The 16,094-nt window shown below is 62.0% G+C and carries 15 protein-coding genes; 11 read left to right on the top strand and 4 right to left on the bottom strand.

Annotated elements, in window-relative coordinates:
* Positions 1 to 264: 264 nt before the first annotated feature.
* Both HX824_RS31810 and HX824_RS31815 read right to left on the bottom strand, forming a co-directional pair.
* A complete protein-coding gene (locus HX824_RS31810) occupies positions 265 to 1,740 on the bottom strand; it encodes an inorganic phosphate transporter (RefSeq protein WP_003219836.1) in 1,476 nt (491 codons plus the stop codon).
* 310 nt (positions 1,741 to 2,050) lie between these two features.
* The gene (locus HX824_RS31815) at positions 2,051 to 2,251 is read right to left on the bottom strand and encodes a hypothetical protein (RefSeq protein WP_003219834.1); all 201 of its coding nucleotides are present in this window, start codon (positions 2,249 to 2,251) and stop codon (positions 2,051 to 2,053) included.
* Positions 2,252 to 2,918: 667 nt separating this feature from the next.
* Between HX824_RS31815 and pcaR the strand changes: the two genes are divergently transcribed.
* The 11 genes from pcaR to pcaC all read left to right on the top strand — a co-directional run bounded on the left by pcaR (position 2,919) and on the right by pcaC (position 13,815).
* Positions 2,919 to 3,761, top strand: coding sequence for a pca regulon transcriptional regulator PcaR (gene pcaR / locus HX824_RS31820; RefSeq protein ID WP_003219833.1), 843 nt, complete (start codon positions 2,919 to 2,921; stop codon positions 3,759 to 3,761).
* A gap of 148 nt (positions 3,762 to 3,909) precedes the next feature.
* A complete protein-coding gene (locus HX824_RS31825) occupies positions 3,910 to 5,256 on the top strand; it encodes an MFS transporter (RefSeq protein WP_003219832.1) in 1,347 nt (448 codons plus the stop codon).
* A gap of 147 nt (positions 5,257 to 5,403) precedes the next feature.
* Positions 5,404 to 6,261 (top strand): CoA transferase subunit A, encoded by an 858-nt coding sequence (locus tag HX824_RS31830; RefSeq protein WP_003219830.1) that lies wholly within the window; start codon positions 5,404 to 5,406, stop codon positions 6,259 to 6,261.
* On the top strand, positions 6,258 to 7,040 hold the full coding sequence (locus HX824_RS31835) for a CoA-transferase subunit beta (RefSeq protein ID WP_172834582.1): 783 nt from the start codon (positions 6,258 to 6,260) through the stop codon (positions 7,038 to 7,040). Before HX824_RS31830 ends, HX824_RS31835 begins: the two co-directional genes overlap by 4 nt.
* Entirely contained in the window at positions 7,037 to 8,242 is a 1,206-nt protein-coding gene (pcaF, locus tag HX824_RS31840) for a 3-oxoadipyl-CoA thiolase (RefSeq protein ID WP_177056062.1), read from the top strand. Before HX824_RS31835 ends, pcaF begins: the two co-directional genes overlap by 4 nt.
* Before the next feature lie 28 nt (positions 8,243 to 8,270).
* A complete protein-coding gene (pcaH, locus tag HX824_RS31845) occupies positions 8,271 to 8,975 on the top strand; it encodes a protocatechuate 3,4-dioxygenase subunit beta (RefSeq protein WP_177056057.1) in 705 nt (234 codons plus the stop codon).
* Position 8,976: 1 nt separating this feature from the next.
* Complete coding sequence (pcaG, locus tag HX824_RS31850) at positions 8,977 to 9,543, top strand: protocatechuate 3,4-dioxygenase subunit alpha (RefSeq protein WP_003219820.1); 567 nt, start codon at positions 8,977 to 8,979, stop codon at positions 9,541 to 9,543.
* Between the two features lie 180 nt (positions 9,544 to 9,723).
* A complete protein-coding gene (locus tag HX824_RS31855) occupies positions 9,724 to 11,019 on the top strand; it encodes an MFS family transporter (RefSeq protein ID WP_003219818.1) in 1,296 nt (431 codons plus the stop codon).
* A gap of 49 nt (positions 11,020 to 11,068) precedes the next feature.
* Positions 11,069 to 12,433 carry a 3-carboxy-cis,cis-muconate cycloisomerase gene (locus tag HX824_RS31860; RefSeq protein WP_177056059.1) on the top strand — a complete coding sequence of 455 codons (1,365 nt, stop codon included), beginning with the start codon at positions 11,069 to 11,071 and terminating at the stop codon, positions 12,431 to 12,433.
* Between the two features lie 10 nt (positions 12,434 to 12,443).
* Positions 12,444 to 13,235 (top strand): 3-oxoadipate enol-lactonase, encoded by a 792-nt coding sequence (pcaD, locus tag HX824_RS31865; protein ID WP_177041982.1) that lies wholly within the window; start codon positions 12,444 to 12,446, stop codon positions 13,233 to 13,235.
* Positions 13,236 to 13,422: 187 nt separating this feature from the next.
* Positions 13,423 to 13,815 (top strand): 4-carboxymuconolactone decarboxylase, encoded by a 393-nt coding sequence (gene pcaC / locus HX824_RS31870; protein ID WP_008431145.1) that lies wholly within the window; start codon positions 13,423 to 13,425, stop codon positions 13,813 to 13,815.
* Here the strand turns inward: pcaC and HX824_RS31875 are convergent.
* Positions 13,812 to 14,711 (bottom strand): polysaccharide deacetylase family protein, encoded by a 900-nt coding sequence (locus HX824_RS31875; protein ID WP_166742188.1) that lies wholly within the window; start codon positions 14,709 to 14,711, stop codon positions 13,812 to 13,814. The two genes, pcaC and HX824_RS31875, sit on opposite strands and share 4 nt — an antisense overlap.
* Positions 14,712 to 14,789: 78 nt before the next feature.
* Positions 14,790 to 16,040, bottom strand: coding sequence for an OprD family porin (locus tag HX824_RS31880; RefSeq protein WP_177056060.1), 1,251 nt, complete (start codon positions 16,038 to 16,040; stop codon positions 14,790 to 14,792).
* Positions 16,041 to 16,094: the final 54 nt, after the last annotated feature.

The following is a 16,094-nucleotide window of genomic DNA, read 5'->3' on the forward strand; positions in this document are numbered from 1 at the left end:
CCAGGTTAGCCGTCCTGGGCCAAGGATGGCCCATGACGGCGGCCCACGGTCCAAAGCCGGAGTGAGGGCACACCGAGCCTAGGCGAGGTGCCGAGTGGTGGGGCAAGAGCGTTTTGCTTACTTTTGCGCTGTTCAAAAGTGAGCCGCTGTAAGAGCGGAACCATAAGTGGCCGTTACCTAAATAACGGATATACACCCAAACCCCAGCCATAAAAAAAGGCACGACCCTCACAGGTCGCACCCTCTTCACAAGCCCAAGAGCTGTCAGCTACCCAAAGCCTTGGAAGCCAACCAGAACAACCCGGCCGAAAGGCCCACAGTCGCCGGCAGCGTCAACACCCAAGCCATCAGAATGGTCTTGACGGTGCCACCTTGCAGCCCGCTCTTGTTCGCCACCATGGTCCCCGCCACACCCGAAGACAACACATGGGTCGTGGAAACCGGCAAGCTGAAGATATTGGCCAAGCCAATCATGCTGGCCGTGGTGATCTGCGCCGACATACCCTGGGCATACGTCATGCCCTGCTTGCCGATCTTCTCACCAATGGTCAGTACCACACGCTTCCAGCCCACCATGGTGCCCAGGCCCAAGGCCAGTGCCACCGCCAGGATCACCCAGAACGGCGCGTACTCGGTGGTCGCCGTCAGGTCCTTGCGCAACTTGTCCAGGTCCGACTTCTCACGCGCATCCAGGCCTGGCAACTTGCCCACCTTCTTCGCGGTGTCATCCAGGCACAACAGATAACGACGCACTTCAATCCGATGCTCGGCGGTCAACGAATGGTAGTCAGAGACACCTTTCAAGGTCCCCAGCAGGGCGTTGATCGTCGGTTCAGTCTGCTGCGGATTGCACTGGAACTTGCCCGGCAAATCGTCTTTCACGCTTTTGCCCAGGGCCAGGAACTCACCGAGGGTTTCTTGATTGCGCTGGTAGAACTGATTCAAGTGCAGCGTGGCGTCGCGGGTGCGCTCGATCTGGTAAGTGGTGCTGCCCAGGTCCAGTACGAACTGCGCCGGCACGATACCGATCAGTACCAGCATGATCAGGCCAATACCTTTCTGCCCGTCGTTGGAGCCGTGCACGAAGCTCACGGCCATCGCCGAAATCACCAGGACCAGGCGGTTCCAGAACGGCGGGTGCTTCTTGTCGTCGAGCTTGCGGCGCTGGTCCGGTGTCTTGTGCATCTTCGACAGCGGGCGCCACCATTTCAGGCCCAGCAGCACCAGGGCGGCAACCACGAAACCAGCCATCGGCGAGAACACCAGCGAAGCGCCGATATCGATCGCTTTCTGCCAGTTGACGCCGTCAGCCAGGGGAATGTCGTTGATCAGGGCGTTGGCCAGGCCGACACCGAGGATCGAACCGATCAGGGTGTGGGAACTGGACGCCGGGATCCCGAAATACCAGGTGCCGAGGTTCCAGGTGATCGCCGCTGCCAATAATGAGAAGACCATGGCCAGACCGTGGCCGGTGTTCACATTGATCAGCAACTCCACCGGCAGCAGGTGCACGATGGCATACGCAACACCGACCCCACCGAGCAACACGCCGAGGAAGTTGAACACCCCGGAGAAGAACACGGCCAGATGCGGAGGCATGGCTTTGGTATAGATGACTGTGGCAACCGCGTTAGCGGTGTCATGAAAGCCATTGATGAACTCGAAGGCGAGGACAAAGGCCAGGGCGAGCAACAGGCTCACTAGAACCCAAGCATCCAGTCCGCTGAATAAATCGATCATGAAGGTTTTCTGACCCGGTCGTAAGGGGGCGCGATTATGCCAGAAAACATCGGTAATCAATGCACTAGCTGCTCATCGGTAACATTCTTCAACGAAAAAAAATGGGGGGGAGGCGTGCATCCCGGTGTTTTCGGGGCTTTGGCAAGTGATTGATTTATATGGAGGATCCATCAAATTCGCGGGATAAAGCGCCGGAAGGGAATAACTGAAACAATCGTATGAAATTTCGCTAAGGCCACATAACGGGCTTCCCTCCACCAGCGTGGTACTGGCAGAGAGATGGCACCTTTGGAAGCTCAACCCGAAACGCTTATGGCTCTTCGGCTTTGAGGTCCTGTTCAATCTTTTGGATTTCCTGGGCAAAGGCCTGGTCGAGCAGGCTGGCTCGTTTGCGCCATGGCTTGCGTTCAGGTTCTGGCTGGGCGGCGTAGGTGGTGACTTCCCCGCCGTAAACATCCTTGTAACGTTGTTCCTGGCGCTCAAGTTCCGCGCGCAGTTCGTCTTTCGTCACATTGTTACCTAATTGAGTTGAGTTTGATTCCGGCGAAACGCGATGCCGGGAAGTCGCCCCCGGTATACCGTCAATCTGAAGATCAGCGTGGAAAGGTATACAGGAAAAACCACTTCTTTATTGCACGCGGCCACGATACCGGAGAAGAGCAGTTGTCGTAGCAACAGTTTTCTTGTCACAGCCACAAGCAGTTGGCAGGCATTCGAAATGTGTGTCAGGTACTTGCGGCGGAGCCTGCACGCAGCCGGTGCACGACTGGGTGAAATCTATCCTCGGGGTCAGGCGAGGCTGGCTCCTGCACAGGATGCATTATAGCCACGCGCTTGAATAACACTATCGCCAACAAGTTAAAAATCGTCAACTTTGTGTGAGGGTTTTGTTACGCAGGTGTGTGGGGTATTTGCTGAACTATTGGCGCCATAAATCGTGCAATGTTCTACAGGCGTTAATCAACCTTAACTTCTCTCGTACATCAGTCGATTCTGAAAGGCACTCAAATGGATGTAGAGGGGTTCCGGCACCGGTCGGCGGTGACAAATTGCGATAATCGAATGACCGTCCGATAATCGCCCAATGTTGGTTGCCCTGCCTTGTGCAGCCATTGCACGGCGGCTTGTAATAGCGGTCACCCTCCCGCAGCGGTTAAAAATAAGAGAAAGGACCCCAAATGAACGATCAATTGCGCAACTCCTTCGCATCAGTGGCGCCGCCGATCGTTGCGTCACCGGCCAAGCGCATCCAGGCGTTTACCGGTGATCCGGATTTCATGACCTCCCTGGCACGCGGCCTGGCCGTGGTGCAGGCATTCCAGGAGCGCAAGCGCCACCTGACCATCGCCCAGATCAGCCACCGCACGGAAATCCCCCGCGCTGCCGTACGCCGTTGCCTGCATACCCTGATCAAACTCGGCTACGCCACCACCGACGGGCGTACCTATTCGCTGTTGCCCAAGGTGCTGACCCTCGGCCACGCTTACCTGTCGTCCACGCCCCTGGCCGTTTCGGCGCAGCCTTACCTGGACCGCATGAGCGAGCAGCTCCACGAGGCGTGCAACATGGCAACCCTGGAAGGTGATGACATCCTCTACATTGCCCGCTCCGCCACCACCCAACGCCTGATTTCCGTCGACCTTTCCGTGGGCGGCCGTCTCCCGGCCTACTGCACCTCCATGGGCCGTATCCTGCTGGCGGCGCTGGATGACGCCTCGCTGCAGGACTACCTCGACCACGCCGACCTGCAAACCAAGACCAGCCGCACCCTCACCACCCCGCAAGCCTTGCTCGAATGCCTGCAGGAAGTGCGGCAGCAGGGCTGGTGCATTGTCGACCAGGAACTGGAGCAAGGGCTGCGTTCCATCGCCGTGCCGGTGTACGACGCTTCGGGCCAGGTCCTGGCGGCACTGAACGTCAGCACCCATGCCGGGCGGGTCAGCCGCAGCGAGCTGGAGCAGCGTTTCCTGCCGAGCATGCTCAGTGCCAGCCAGGAGCTGAGTGCGCAGCTGTTTGCGTAAGCTGTTCGGTGACCGCACAGATCCCGGCTGGATGAATTGACGGTGTTTCCCAAGGCTTATTAATGTGCGGCAGCGCTTCAAGGCGCCGCCCCAATAATAATGACGACTCAAGGTCGTTCGCCCGCCCATCGGTGTGGAAATAAAAATAATGAATCAGCCTTCACCTGCTGTCGGTACTTGCCTGGACGTTCAGTCCTTCATCAACGCCCAGCCGCTGTCGCGGTATCAGTGGCGAGTGGTGATCCTGTGTTTTCTCATCGTCTTCCTCGACGGCCTCGACACCGCCGCCATGGGCTTTATCGCCCCGGCGCTGTCCCAGGACTGGGGCATCGACCGCGCCAGCCTCGGCCCGGTGATGAGCGCCGCGTTGATCGGCATGGTCTTCGGCGCCCTGGGCTCCGGCCCACTCGCCGACCGCTTCGGGCGCAAGGTGGTGCTGGTGGGGGCGGTGCTGGTGTTTGGGGCCTTCAGCCTGGCCTCGGCCTACAGCAGCAACGTCGATCAACTGCTGATCCTGCGCTTCCTCACCGGTCTCGGCCTGGGCGCCGGCATGCCGAACGCCACGACACTGCTCTCCGAATACACCCCGGAACGCCATAAGTCGCTGCTGGTGACCAGCATGTTCTGCGGCTTCAACCTGGGCATGGCCGGTGGCGGGTTTATCTCGGCCAAGCTGATCCCGGCGTATGGCTGGCACAGCCTGCTGATGATCGGCGGCCTGTTGCCGCTGATCCTCGCGGTGGTGCTGCTGTTCTGGCTGCCGGAGTCGGCGCGTTACCTGGTGGTGCGCAATCGCGGCACCGACAAGGTGCGCAAGACCCTGGCGCCTATCGAGCCGGGCATCGTCGCCCAGGCCTCGAGCTTCAGCGTGCCCGAACAGAAAACCGTCAAGGCGCGCAACGTGTTCGCGGTGATCTTCTCCGGCACCTACAGCGCCGGCACCTTGCTGTTGTGGCTGACGTATTTCATGGGCCTGGTGATTGTTTACCTGCTCACCAGTTGGCTGCCGACCCTGATGCGCGACAGCGGCGCCAGCATGGAACAGGCCGCGTTTATCGGTGCGTTGTTCCAGTTTGGCGGCGTATTGAGTGCGGTCGGCGTGGGCTGGGCGATGGACCGGTTCAATCCCCACAAGGTCATCGGTACCTTCTACCTGCTGGCCGGGGTGTTTGCCTACGCGGTGGGGCAGAGCCTGGGCAATATCACGCTGCTGGCGACTCTGGTGTTGATTGCCGGCATGTGTGTCAACGGTGCGCAGTCGGCGATGCCGTCGCTGGCCGCACGTTTCTACCCGACCCAGGGCCGCGCCACGGGCGTGTCGTGGATGCTCGGCATCGGCCGCTTTGGCGCGATCCTCGGGGCGTGGATGGGCGCGACCTTGCTGGGCCTGGGCTGGAACTTCGAACAGGTGCTGACCGCCCTGGTGATCCCGGCGGCATTGGCCACCACCGCGGTGGTGATCAAGGGCATGGTCAGCCATGCCGACGCTACCTGAAACGGACCGATAGCAAGACAACAATCCGTTCGATAATCGAACACTCAGTCGATTATCGGATTGTTTGGCCCCGACCCCCGGCTTAATCTTCAAGCACTTCGGCGCTGCCTCCAGCGCCTTTTTCGATCGATACCGGGAGCCCACCCCATGGCTGAAATCCTTTCGCTGGCTGATGCGGTAAAGCAGTTCGTGAATGACGGCGACACCGTTGCACTCGAAGGCTTTACTCACCTGATCCCTACGGCGGCAGGTCATGAAATCATTCGTCAGGGCAAGAAAGACCTGACGCTGGTGCGCATGACGCCTGACCTGATCTACGACCAGTTGATCGGTGCCGGCTGTGCACGCAAGCTGATTTTCTCCTGGGGCGGCAACCCGGGCGTGGGTTCCCTGCATCGCCTGCGGGACGCCGTTGAAAAGCAATGGCCGCAACCGCTGGAGATCGAAGAGCACAGCCACGCCGACCTGGCCAATGCCTACGTCGCCGGTGCCTCCGGCCTGCCATTCGCGGTGTTGCGCGCCTACGCCGGCTCCGACCTGCCCAAGGTCAACCCGCTGATCAAGACCGTGACCTGCCCCTTCACCGGTGAAGTACTGGCGGCCGTGCCGTCGGTGCGCCCGGACATCACCGTGATCCACGCGCAAAAGGCTGACCGCAAGGGCAACGTGCTGCTGTGGGGCATCCTCGGGGTGCAGAAGGAAGCGGCCCTGGCGGCCAAGCGCTGCATCGTTACCGTTGAAGAAATCGTCGACGACCTCAACGCGCCGATGAACGCCTGCGTGCTGCCGACCTGGGCCCTGACTGCCGTGTGCCATGTGCCGGGTGGCGCGCATCCGTCCTACGCTCACGGTTACACCGAACGTGACAACCGTTTCTACCAGGCCTGGGACCCCATCGCCCGGGACCGTGAGACGTTTACTGCGTGGATCAACGAATACATCCACGGCACCGCTAATTTCAGTGAATTCCAGGCCAAGCTGGCCACCGCGCAGGAGGCCAAATAATGGCTTACTCGACCAACGAAATGATGACCGTCGCCGCCGCGCGCCGCCTGAAGAACGGTTCGGTGTGCTTCGTCGGCATCGGCCTTCCCTCCAAGGCTGCCAACCTGGCGCGCCTGACATCGTCGCCGGATGTGGTGCTGATTTACGAGTCCGGCCCGATTGGCGCCAAGCCTTCGGTGCTGCCGCTGTCCATCGGTGACGGCGAGCTGGCTGAAACCGCTGACACCGTGGTGCCGACCGGTGAGATTTTTCGCTACTGGCTGCAGGGCGGGCGCATTGACGTCGGCTTCCTCGGCGCGGCCCAGGTCGACCGTTTCGGCAATATCAACACCACCGTGGTCGGTGACTACCACCAGCCCAAAGTGCGCCTGCCAGGTGCCGGTGGCGCACCGGAGATCGCCGGCTCCGCGAAGAGCGTGCTGATCATCCTCAAGCAGTCGGCCCGCTCGTTTGTCGACAAGCTGGACTTCATCACTTCGGTCGGCCACGGCGAAGGCGGTGACTCGCGCAAACGCCTGGGTCTGCCAGGCGCCGGTCCTGTAGGGATTATTACCGACCTGTGCATCATGGAGCCGGAGGAGGGCAGCCACGAATTTGTCGTCACCGCCCTGCACCCCGGCGTGACCCGTGAGCAAGTAGTGGCCGCCACCGGTTGGGCGATTCGTTTTGCCGACCAGGTGACCACCAGCGCCGAACCCACCGAGATTGAACTGACTGCCCTGCGCGACCTTGAGGCACGCACCGCTGCCGCCCACGGCCAAGCCCCCGGAGAAGCCTGATGCGCGACGTATTTATCTGTGACGCCATTCGTACCCCCATCGGCCGTTTTGGCGGTGGCTTGTCCACCGTGCGCGCCGATGACTTGGCGGCACTGCCGATCAAGGCGCTGATGGAACGCAACCCATCGGTGGACTGGAACGCGGTGGACGAAGTGCTCCTCGGCTGCGCCAACCAGGCCGGCGAAGACAACCGCAACGTGGCGCGCATGGCGGCATTGCTGGCCGGCCTGCCGGAGAGCATCCCCGGCGTCACCCTGAACCGCCTGTGCGCTTCGGGCATGGACGCGATCGGCACGGCCTTCCGCGCCATCGCCAGCGGCGAGATGGAACTGGCGATTGCCGGTGGCGTCGAGTCGATGTCCCGCGCGCCGTTCGTGATGGGCAAGGCCGATGCGGCGTTCTCGCGCAACATGAAGCTGGAAGACACCACCATCGGCTGGCGCTTTATCAATCCGTTGATGAAGGCCCAGTACGGCGTCGACCCGATGCCGCAAACCGCTGACAACGTGGCCGACGACTATAAAGTCTCCCGCGCCGACCAGGACGCCTTCGCCCTGCGCAGCCAACAACGTACTGCCGCTGCACAGGCCGCCGGTTTCTTCGCCGAAGAAATCGTACCGGTGCGTGTCCCCCACAAAAAAGGCGAAACCGTGGTCGAGCACGACGAGCATCCGCGGGCCGATACGACTCTGGAAGCCCTGGCCAAACTCAAGCCGGTCAACGGCCCGGACAAGACCGTCACCGCAGGCAACGCCTCTGGTGTGAACGATGGTGCCGCTGCGCTGATTCTGGCCTCTGCTGAAGCCGTCAAAAAACACGGCCTGACCGCCCGCGCCCGGGTGCTGGGCATGGCGAGCGCCGGTGTGGCGCCGCGTGTGATGGGCATCGGCCCGGTGCCGGCGGTGCGCAAACTGGTGGAGCGCCTGGGCCTGGCGGTAACTGATTTCGATGTGATCGAACTCAACGAAGCCTTCGCCAGCCAGGGCCTGGCCGTGCTGCGCGAGCTGGGGATTGCCGACGACGCACCGCAGGTCAACCCGAACGGCGGCGCGATTGCCCTTGGCCATCCGCTGGGCATGAGCGGTGCGCGCCTGGTACTGACCGCGCTGCATCAGCTGGAAAAAACCGGTGGCAGCAAAGGCCTGGCGACCATGTGCGTCGGTGTGGGCCAAGGCCTGGCCCTGGCAATCGAACGCGTTTGAGACCCACAAGAATAAAGAGGATTGCTCTATGAGTGACAAGCCCGGATACCGGCGCCCGCAAGCGGGTACTCAGCCTGATTACCTGCACCCGGCCTACCAGTCGACGAACCTGCGTTCGCCGTCCAAGCCGTTGGTGTTCCTGCCCCATTCCCTGTCGGAAATCACCGGCCCGACCATCGGCGCCGAGCGCGTCAACGAGAAGGACAACGACCTGACCGCCCAGCACGAAGGCGAACCCCAGGGCGAACGCATCATCATTCACGGGCGCGTGCTGGATGAAAACGGCCTGCCCGTTCCCGGCATCCTCGTGGAAATCTGGCAGGCCAACGCTGCCGGCCGCTACAACCACAAGCGCGACCAGCACGACGCACCGCTGGACCCGAACTTCACCGGCACCGGGCGTACCGTCACCGACGCCGACGGCTGGTACCAGTTCCAGACCATCAAGCCCGGCGCCTACCCGTGGGGCAACCACCACAACGCGTGGCGCCCGGCGCACATCCACTTCTCGCTGTTCGGCCCGAGTGTGCTGACGCGGTTGGTGACGCAGATGTATTTCCCCGGTGACCCGCTGCTGGCCTATGACCCGATCTACAACTGCGTCCCGGACACGTCCGCCAAGGAGCGCCTGATCGCCTCGTTCGATCTGGAAAAACCCATTCCGCACTATGCCCTCGGCTACCGCTGGGACATCGTCCTGCGCGGCCGCGACGCCACGCCGATGGAGAAATGAGATGAGCCTCAACGCGACTACTTCCCACACCGTCGGGCCGTATTACCACATTGGCCTGACCTGGCTGAACCGCGAAGACCTGACCGTTGCGGCCACCCTCGGCGAGCGCGTGGCGATCACCGGGCAGGTGGTGGATGGCAATGGCGATGTGGTCAACGACGCCATGCTGGAAGTCTGGCAGGCCAATGCGGCCGGCAAGTACGACCATCCCGAGGATGAGCAGGACAAACCGGTGGACCCGAACTTCGAAGGCTTCGGCCGGGTGCCGGTGGACGCTGAAGGGCGTTTTCGCTTTACCACCATCAAGCCGGGCAGTGTGCCGGGGTTGAAGGGCACGACCCAGGCGCCGCACCTGGTGGTGCTGGTGTTTGCCCGTGGGCTGGTGAAGCACCTGCTGACGCGGATTTACTTTGACGGTGAAGCGGCGAATGGGGATGACGCGCTGCTGGCGTGTGTGCCGCAGGAGCGCCGCCGCACGTTGATCGCCAAGGCGGATGCGGCGGGTGTGTATCAGTGGAATGTGATTTTGCAGGGCACAGACGAAGAGACGGTGTTCTTCGATTATTGAGTGGGCTGCGGATCTATAGCAGGCAAGCCAGCTCCCACAGGGGAATGCATTCCAAATGTGGGAGCCGGGCTTGCCCGCGATGAGGCCGGCCCAGGCAACAAATATCCAAAAGTCTGCTTGCGGAACATGGTTGTTGCAAAGTATGTCTAGGCTATAACCGTTCCCACTGAGTGAAAAAACATGACAACAAAAACCAGCCACTACACCGGAGAAGAACGCAGCAAAAGGATTTTTGCGATTGTCGGTGCCTCTTCCGGCAACCTCGTCGAATGGTTCGACTTCTACGTCTATGCCTTCTGCGCCATCTATTTCGCCCCGGCGTTTTTCCCGTCGGACGACCCCACCGTGCAACTGCTGAACACCGCCGGCGTGTTCGCCGCCGGCTTCCTGATGCGCCCTATCGGCGGCTGGCTGTTCGGCCGGGTGGCGGATAAACACGGTCGCAAGAATTCGATGATGATCTCGGTGCTGATGATGTGCGCCGGTTCCCTGGTCATCGCCTTTTTGCCCACCTACAAAGACATCGGCGCCTGGGCCCCGGCCCTGCTGTTGGTCGCCCGGTTGTTCCAGGGCCTGTCGGTAGGCGGCGAATACGGCACCACTGCCACCTACATGAGTGAAGTCGCCCTCAAGGGCCAGCGCGGGTTCTTCGCCTCGTTCCAGTACGTGACCCTGATCGGCGGGCAACTGCTGGCGGTGTTGGTGGTGGTGATCCTGCAACAGATCCTCACCGAAGAAGAACTGCGGGCCTGGGGCTGGCGCATTCCGTTTGTGATCGGCGCCATTGCGGCGGTGATCTCGCTGTTGCTGCGTCGCACCCTGAAAGAAACCACCAGCAAGGAAATGCGTGAAGACAAGGACGCCGGCAGCATTGCCGCGCTGTTCCGCGATCACAAGGCGGCGTTTATCACCGTGCTCGGCTACACCGCCGGCGGCTCGCTGATTTTCTACACGTTCACCACCTACATGCAGAAGTACCTGGTGAACACCGCCGGGATGCACGCCAAGACCGCCAGCTACATCATGACCGGCGCGCTGTTCTTCTACATGTGCATGCAGCCGGTGTTCGGCATGCTGGCGGACAAGATTGGCCGCCGTAACTCGATGCTGTGGTTCGGCGCCCTGGGCACGCTGTGCACTGTACCAATCCTGTTGACCCTGAAAACCGTCAGCAGCCCGTTCCTGGCTTTTGTGCTGATCACCCTGGCCCTGGCCATCGTGAGCTTCTACACCTCCATCAGCGGCCTGGTGAAAGCCGAAATGTTCCCGCCACAAGTACGCGCACTGGGCGTGGGCCTGGCGTATGCGGTGGCGAACGCGATCTTCGGCGGTTCGGCGGAATATGTGGCCTTGGGGCTCAAGTCCATGGGCATGGAGAACACCTTCTACTGGTACGTCACGGCGATGATGGCGGTGGCGTTCCTGTTCAGCTTGCGCCTGCCCAAAGAGGCGGCGTATTTGCACCACGATCTGTAACCGGCTGGCGCATGCCCGTTGCCGGGTATGCGCCACCTAGGGATGTGTTATGACGATGCGCACGAGCAACCAACTGTTCGACGCCTACTTCACCGCCAACGGCATGGCCGAAGTGTTCTGCGACCAGGGGCGTTTGCAGGGCATGCTGGATTTCGAAGCGGCGCTGGCCCGGGCTGAGGCTCAGGTCGGGTTGATCCCGCAAGCGGCCGTCGCGCCCATTGCCCAGGCCTGCCTGGCTTCTCTCTACGACGTGGATGCCCTCGGCGAGGCGATTGCCACGGCGGGCAATTCGGCGATTCCGTTGGTCAAGGCCCTCGGCAAGTTGATCGCCAGCGAAGATGCCGGCGCCGAACGTTATGTGCATCTGGGCGCTACCAGCCAGGATGTGATGGACACCGGCCTGGTGCTGCAACTGCGCAGCGCAGTCGAGCTGATCGAACATGATCTGGCGCGGTTGGGGGACATTCTTGCCGCCCAGGCCCAGCGTTACGGGACAACTCCTTTGGCGGGCCGGACCTGGCTGCAGCATGCAACGCCGGTCACGCTGGGCATGAAGATCGCCGGTTGGCTCGGCGCAGTCACCCGCAACCGGCAGCGCCTCAGTGAGCTGAAGCCGCGTTTGCTGGTGCTGCAATTTGGCGGTGCTTCCGGAACCCTGGCGGCCCTCGGCGAACAGGCGATGCCGGTGGCGCAAGCACTGGCCGCCGAGTTGCAGTTGGGCCTGCCGGAGCAACCCTGGCACACCCAGCGCGACCGCCTGGTGGAGTTTGCCTCGGTGCTCGGTTTGATCGCCGGCAGCCTCGGCAAGCTGGGTCGCGACATCAGCCTGCTGATGCAGACCGAAGCGGCGGAAGTGTTTGAGCCGTCGGCCCCCGGCAAGGGCGGCTCTTCGACCATGCCCCACAAGCGCAACCCGGTGGGCGCTGCCGTGCTGATCAGCGCTGCCACGCGAGTGCCCGGCCTGGTGGCAACGATGTTCAGCGCGATGCCCCAGGAACACGAACGCAGCCTGGGCCTGTGGCACGCCGAATGGGAAACCCTGCCGGAGATTTGCCGGCTGGTATCCGGTGCATTGCATCAGGCGCTGCTGGTCAGCGAAGGCCTGGAAGTCGACCCCCGGCGCATGGTCCAAAACCTTGATTTGACCCAGGGCCTGGTACTGGCCGAAGCGGTCAGCATCGTCCTCGCCCAGCGCCTGGGCCGCGAAACCGCGCACCATCTGCTGGAACAATGCTGCAAACGCGCCGTCGCCGACGGGCGCCACCTGCGGGCGGTGCTGGGGGATGAACCCCAAGTGACTGCCGAGCTTTCGGCGGCCGAACTCGATCGCCTGCTGGACCCGGCGCACTACCTGGGCCAGGCGCACACCTGGGTCACCCGGGCCGTGGCCGAACATTTTGCTTTGACTGCCTGAGGAGGCTGCTGTGGGATTTGTACAACTCGCCGATGGCGAACTGAACTACCAACTCGATGGCCCCGAAGATGCACCGGTACTGGTGCTGTCCAACTCCCTGGGCACCGACCTGCATATGTGGGACATCCAGATCGAGGCGTTCACCCAGTACTTCCGGGTGCTGCGTTTCGACACCCGCGGCCATGGCAAGTCGCTGGTCACCGAAGGTCCCTACAGCATCGAGCAGTTGGGCCGTGACGTGTTGGCGCTGCTGGATGCGTTGCAGATCGAGCGCGCGCATTTCTGCGGGTTGTCCATGGGCGGCCTGATCGGCCAGTGGCTGGGGATCAACGCGGGTGAGCGTTTGCGCCGGCTGGTGGTGTGCAACACCGCCGCGAAGATCGGCACGCCCGAGATCTGGAACCCACGCATCGAGATGGTCCTGCGCGACGGTGCGGCCGCGATGGTTGCCCTGCGTGATGCGTCAATTGCCCGCTGGTTCACCGCCGACTTCGCCGAGGCTCATCCTGACCAGGCCAAGCTGATCACCGATATGCTGGCGGCGACTGATCCACAGGGTTATGCCGCAAACTGCGCGGCCGTGCGCGACGCGGATTTCCGCGAGCAACTGGCGTCGATCAAGGTGCCGACCCTGGTGATCGCAGGCAGCGAAGATGCGGTGACGCCGCCGGCGGGTGGGCACTTTATCCAGGCGCATGTGCAGGGCGCCGAGTATGCCGAGTTCTATGCCGCGCACTTGTCCAACGTGCAAGCCGGTGCGGTGTTCAGCGACCGTGTGCTGGAATTTCTGCTATCGCGCTGAGTATCGCTGAACCCTGTGGCGAGGGAGCTTGCTCCCGTTGGGCTGCGTAGCAGCCCCTGAGCAGCCGCAACCCAACTATTTGTAAAACCCTGCAGCGGCCTCACTGGGGTCGCTGCGCGACCCAACGGGAGCAAGCTCCCTCGCCACAGGTATGTGCCTGTCGTCACCGTTGCATGAGGAGCGTTTTGTGGACGAGAAACAACGTTATGCCGAAGGCCTGCAAGTGCGCCGCGAAGTGCTGGGCGACGCCCACGTCGACCGCAGCCTCAACGCCCTGACCGAGTTCAACAGCGAGTTCCAGGAAATGATCACCCGCCACGCCTGGGGTGATATCTGGACCCGCCCGGGCCTGCCGCGGCATACCCGCAGCCTGATCACCATCGCCATGCTCATCGGCATGAACCGCAGCGAAGAGCTGAAGCTGCACCTGCGCGCCGCCGCGAGCAACGGTGTGACCCGCGCCGAGATCAAGGAAGTGCTGATGCAGAGCGCGATCTATTGCGGGATCCCGGCGGCGAATGCGACGTTTCACTTGGCCGAGTCGGTGTGGGATGAGTTGGGGGTAGAGTCGCGCGTCTAGTGCGAGTCAGCGTCCCACACCCAATTCCACACGCCGGGCAGATGCACGACTTCGTCGGCGCTTTTTACCGTGCGGGCCATGGCGGCTCGCTGCAAGGTTGCCCGGTCGGTGTAGAAAGGCTGTGTGGCGAGGGGCACGCCATTGATATGGGCGCTGTCCAGCAGGATTTGCAGGTATTCCTTCAAGTGCCAGGCGGTGTAGCGGTTGATATCGTGGAAGGTCACCACCACCGGGATCACGCCGTCCACCGTCGGTAATTCGCCTTTGGCGATGCGCTCGCGCACCACCGAGAGTTGGCGTATCAGGTTTTCCCGTCGACGCGGGCTGCCGTTGAACACCCAGATCACCCCATCGTTTGCACTCAGGTCGGTCAGCAACACATGCATGCCGTGTTGCTGATAGGCGGCGAAGGTGCGCTTGTCGTAGTTCCAGAACGGCGGGCGTACCAGTGTGGGCGGTTGGCCGGTGATGGAGGTGAGGGTCGATGAACCCAGGCTGAGGTAGTGCTCCAGTTCAGCCGGATTCTGCAAGCGATGGTTGCTGTGCCACGGGGTCGCGGTGTGGAAGCCCAGGATATGGCCGGCCGCGTATTCGCGCTCCATGGTCTTGTAGCCCCGCGGGTTGCCGCCGGAGCGGGGCGCCTCGGTCTGCAGGAAGAACACCGCCTTGATCCCCGGCTGTATCGGGTTGTTCGCCAGGTCCGCCATCACCGAACGGCTGGGGTTCATGAAGCCCGAGGCGCTGGGGCCGTCATCGAAGGTCAGCAAAAAACGGATTGGCGCCTCGGTTTTCAGGCGTTGTTCGGTTTGCGGTGTCAGCGCCAGAGGCGGGCCGATGCAACCGCTGAGGCTCAGGGCCAGGGCTAGTGCGGCCGATACGGTGGCGAAGTGTTTCATGGCGGACTCGAATGACATTGGCTGCTGGGGCGGGTCATCCATGACACGCGCGCACCATACAACAAGACTGTCGAGGCTTTACAGCAGGCTTATCGGGTAACTGACGATCAACCGGTTTTCATCAAACTCGTTGTTGTTGTAGTCCCGGCGCATGCTGGAGTTACGCCAGCGCACATTGAGATTCTTCAGCGCTCCGCTCTGCACCACGTAGGCCACTTCACTTTCCCGTCCCCATTCCTTGCCATCGGTCACCGTGCCGCTGTGTACGTTGCTGCCGCTGATGTAGCGGTTCATCAGCGTGAGGCCCGGAATACCCAGGGCGGCGAAGTTATAGTCATGGCGTACCTGCCAGGATTTTTCCTGGGCGTTGTCGTAGCTGGCGTTGTAGCTGTCGTTGGCCAGGGTGCCGCCGCTGGTGCCGTTGACGCGCATCCAGGCGCTGTTGCCGGTGAGTTTTTGCAGGCCGATATAGAACGTGTTGCCGCCGTATCGGGCCGAGAACAGTCCGGACCAGGTCTTGTTGTCGAGGTCACCGGCGCGGGCGCTGCCGTCGTCCTTGCCATAGAAGAACCCGAGGTTGGCGCCCAGGGTCCAGTCGCCCACCGGTTGGCTGTGGATCAGGTTGAGGTATTGCTGGCTGTAGATGTCCTTGAGTTGGGCGTTCCACACACCGACCTGGGTGCGTTTGTCGTTGAAGGCATATTCGCCGCCCTGGAAGTTGAAGCGGTCGGAGGTGAACGCGGTTTTCCCGAACATGGACATGTCGGTCATGCTGCTGTCGTCCCGTGGGCTGTTGGCGCGGAACTGGCCGCCGTACAGGGTCAGGCCGTCGATCTCCTTGGAGGTGATTTGCCCGCCGCGCAGGGTTTGCGGGAGCGAGCGGCCATCGTCCGAACGCAGGATCGGCAGCACCGGCATCCATTCGCCGACTTTCACTTCTGTCTTTGAAACCCGTGCCTTGAACGCCACGCCCAGACGCCCGAATTCATCCGCCGGGCGGCCATCGTGGTCCAGCGGCAACAGCTGGGTGCCACCCGTGCCGCGTCCGCCATCGAGCTTCAATGAGTACAGGCCCAGTACATCCACGCCGAAACCGACGGTGCCCTGGGTGAAGCCGGATTTGGCGTCGAGGATGAAACTTTGCGTCCACTCCTGTGCGCCGCCCTGGGTCTTGGTGGGATTGGTGTAGTTGCGGTTGAAGAAGAAATTACGCAGGTTGAGGTTGGCGCTGGCGTCTTCCAGGAAGCCGTGTTCTTCAGCGACAACGGGGAGGGCAATGCTGGCGACAGCGGTTGCCAGCAAAAGCCGGCGCGGGTCGAAAGTGCTCATGGTGTCAGACCTGTTGTTATTGGGGTTATGCAGGTGGCGGCCATGGTGCGGGGC

The organism is Pseudomonas sp. D4002 (assembly GCF_013385665.1).
GTDB lineage: Bacteria > Pseudomonadota > Gammaproteobacteria > Pseudomonadales > Pseudomonadaceae > Aquipseudomonas.